The organism is Polaribacter sp. BAL334 (assembly GCF_015767435.1).
In the GTDB taxonomy this organism is placed as follows: Bacteria; Bacteroidota; Bacteroidia; order Flavobacteriales; family Flavobacteriaceae; genus Polaribacter.
Map to the genome: position 1 here is coordinate 1 of NZ_JADWOV010000119.1, position 493 is coordinate 493.

A 493-nucleotide genomic window follows, 5' to 3' on the forward strand; every position below is an offset into this window, starting at 1 on the left:
GATTGTTCTTTGAAAGTTCACAAAGCATTGGGACCAGGTCTTTTAGAAAGTGCTTATGAAGAATGTTTGTTTTACGAATTGAGAAAAAGAAATTTAAATGTAGAAAAACAAAAACCACTTCCTTTAATTTATGAAGAAGTTAAGTTGGATGTTGGTTATAGATTAGATTTATTTGTTGAAAATAAAGTTATTATTGAATTAAAGTCTGTTGAAAATCTTACAGATGTCCATCTAGCTCAAATTTTGACATATTTAAAATTGTCTGATTGTAGATTAGGTTTGTTAATCAATTTTAATGTAGCTTTAATTAAATACGGAATAAAAAGAGTAGTTAATAATTTATAAATAAGATAAATTAAAACGCAAAGCAAAAAGATTAACCGCCAAGACACAAAGAAAAGCGCAAAGTATTTTAAGAAAATTAAAAAAAACTCTGCGACCTTAGCGAAAACATTGCGTCTTTGCGTTTAAAAATAAAATTATGATAAAAAAC

Annotated in this window: 1 protein-coding gene; it reads left to right on the forward strand. The window is 26.2% G+C overall.

Features of this window, described 5'->3' with window-relative positions; translation table 11 throughout:
• The coding region (locus IU405_RS00630) for a GxxExxY protein (protein ID WP_410896733.1) at nucleotides 1-345 on the forward strand (345 nt) is incomplete at its 5' end.
• Nucleotides 346-493: the final 148 nt, after the last annotated feature.